We start from the raw sequence: 2,699 nt of genomic DNA on the forward strand, positions 1-2,699 counted from the left end.
CCGTCCGGGGCCGGTGATGCGGGAGCTCCATGGGAAGAGATGGCGGGCGGTTCGGCGAGGGTCGGGGGCGTTTCTGGTCGCGGTTCCCAACGGCGGCCGGGCCCGGCTGTGCAGCGGCACCGCCCGAGCCGTCCCGTACGACCGCGTGTTCGGTGATGTGTGGGTTCTGTCCGGATGTCGGTCACGTTTGCGTCACCCGTCTTCCGGGGCCGGACTACCAGCCGGTAGGAATGCCGTGCGGGTGCCCGCCCACCCGGGCTCCGCGCCCGCAGAGCCGAGAGGAAGATCGGATGGCCACCCCCGCCACGACGCGTCCGATGTGCACCGCGGGCATCGCGGGCGCCTCCGGGCGGGAGCACCGCGAGATGCTGAGAGCCGCCGCGCTGCAGGTGCGCGCGCAGGTCGGACCGGTGGCGGCGGACATCGTCGAGCGGATCCGGGACCGGCACCCCGCCTACCGGGAGCCCGCGCTGGCACCGTCCGGACTGCTGGAGGAGACCGAGGGTTCGGTCGCCGCCGTCCTCGACTCGCTCGCCGACCCGGGGCGCTCCGCGGTGTCCGCCGCGTACCTGTCGTGGGTGGGGGAACGCCGGGCGTGGCAGGGGTTCCCCCTGGAGCCGATGATGGGCGCCTGCCGTACAGCCGGTGACGCGCTGTGGCTGGCGCTGGTCCGGGCCGGGGAGGGCCGGGGGCCTGAGGGGACGCAGCTGATCGCCCGCGCCGCCGCGGAGGTCTGGGACCTGTTCGAGCGGGACAGCCGGCTGATGGCCGACGCCTACCTGCGGGCCCGCGGCGAGGTGACGTTCCACCGGCAGCGCGGCCGCAGGGCGCTGGAGGGGCTCCTCGCCGGGCGGTTGGACACCCCGGGCCTCGCCGAGGCCGCGGACGCCCTCGGCCTGCCCGAACACGGCCGCTTCGCGGTCGCCGTCATGCGCGGCTCGACAGGGGCCCCTCCACCCGTACGGCGGCGGGCCGGGGTGCCCGCCGGGGTGCGGGTGCACCGGGCGTTCCCGGTCGGCGGCGAGGTGCTCCTGGCCGACCTGGGCGACCTGACGCTCGGCGACTTCGCGGCCGCGCTGGAGGTGCCCACCGGGACGCGGGCGGGCCTGAGCCCGGAGGTGGACCGGCTGGGCGCGGTCGGACACGCCAGGGAACTCGCCGAACTCGCGCTGCGCACCTGCACCCGGGACGGCGAGGTGGCCGTCCTCGACCGCCGCTACCCGGCCGGGCTGCTCGCCCGCCGCCCGGACGTCGCGAGCGAGGTCGCCGCCGGCGTCCTGGGCGGGCTGCGGGACGTGGAGGCCACGGAGGCCACGGTGCTCCTGGAGACCCTGGGGGCGTGGCTGGACACCGACGGTTCCGTCGAGAAGGCCGCGACCGCCCTGTTCTGCCACGCCAACACCGTGCGCAGGCGGCTGCGGCGGCTGGAGGAGCTCACCGGACGCTCCGTGGCGCGACCGCGCGACGTGGTGCACCTGGCGCTCGCCCTGGACGCCGAGCGGATCTCCGCGGCGCACGGCCCCGGAGCGCCCAGGTGACGGCGCGTCCGCAGGCGCAGGACGAGGCGGCCCGGGAGCTGCTGCGGACGGCGGCGCTGCGGATGAAGGAGCGGACCGGCGAGCTGTCGGAGCGGGTCATGGCCCGGCTGCACACCGAGGTCCCCGGCTTCGTGGACCACGCCGACGACCCCGACTGCTCCCTCGACGGCTTCGCGACGATGATCACCATGCACCTGGACCGGCTCGTCGACCCGGAGCGCGACGCGGACGCGTCCCGGCACATGCGGGAGGCCGGCCGCCGCCAGGCCGAGCGGGGCATGCCGCTGGAGCTGCTGGCGCACGTCTTCGGGGTGGGCGGCGCGGTCGTGTGGCAGGACCTCGTCGACACCGTCGCCGCGCACCATCCCGGCGACATCCCGCTCATGGTGCACATCGCCCCGCGGATGTGGGGGTTCCGCCGGCGCACGACCGCGATCCTGGCCGACGCCTACCGCGAGACGCTGGGCGACGGCGGGGCCGGCGGCAGCAGGCGGGCCGCCCGCGTGCTGGGCGCCCTGCTCGAAGGACGCACCGAGAGCCTCGGCGTGGGCGCCGCCGCCCAGGCCCTGGGCGTACCGGGCGACGGCCGTTTCGTGGTCGCGGTGACCAGCGTGCGGGCCTCGGCCTCCGGCACGCCCGGCGACGACGCCTTCCCGGTGGGCGCCGGCAGCCGGGTACTGCGGGCACCCCGCGGCACGGGCGAGGTCCTGGTCGTCCTGCTGGGCGACCGGTCCCCCGGGGCGCTCGCCGCGCTCCTGGGCGCCGTCCCCGGGCTGCGGGCGGGGGTCAGCCCGGTCGTCCACGGCCTGGCCCAGCTGCACCGGGCCCTGACGCTCGCCGAACTGGCGCTGCCCACGTGCGCCTCCGACGGCGAGGTGGCGCTGTGGGAGGAGCGGATGCCGACGGTCGTGGCCGCCTCGGACCGCCGGCTCGCGGGCGAGCTGGCCGAGCGTGTCCTCGGCCCGCTGCGGGGGCTCGCCGACGAGGAACGCGAGTCCCTGCTGGGCACCTTCGCCACGTGGATGGAGTGCGACGGCTCCCCCCGCGCCGCCGCCGAGCGCATGGACTGCCACCGCAACACGGTCCTCAACCGCCTGCGCCGCCTGGAACTGCTCACCGGCCGCCGCCTCACCCACCCCCGCGAGCTCGTCGACCTCACCT

The 2,699-nt window shown here is 77.0% G+C and carries 2 protein-coding genes; both read left to right on the forward strand.

The genetic code is table 11. The features are described from left to right. Window positions 1-290: 290 nt before the first annotated feature. Window positions 291-1,538 carry a PucR family transcriptional regulator gene (locus PV341_RS44610; RefSeq protein ID WP_500330649.1) on the forward strand — a complete coding sequence of 416 codons (1,248 nt, stop codon included), beginning with the start codon at window positions 291-293 and terminating at the stop codon, window positions 1,536-1,538. Further along, on the forward strand, window positions 1,535-2,699 hold a 1,165-nt coding region (locus tag PV341_RS44615; protein ID WP_500360972.1), incomplete at its 3' end, for a PucR family transcriptional regulator. The genes PV341_RS44610 and PV341_RS44615, both read left to right, overlap by 4 nt.

The sequence above is a fragment of the Streptomyces sp. PA03-1a genome (assembly GCF_033792805.1).
GTDB lineage: Bacteria > Actinomycetota > Actinomycetes > Streptomycetales > Streptomycetaceae > Actinacidiphila.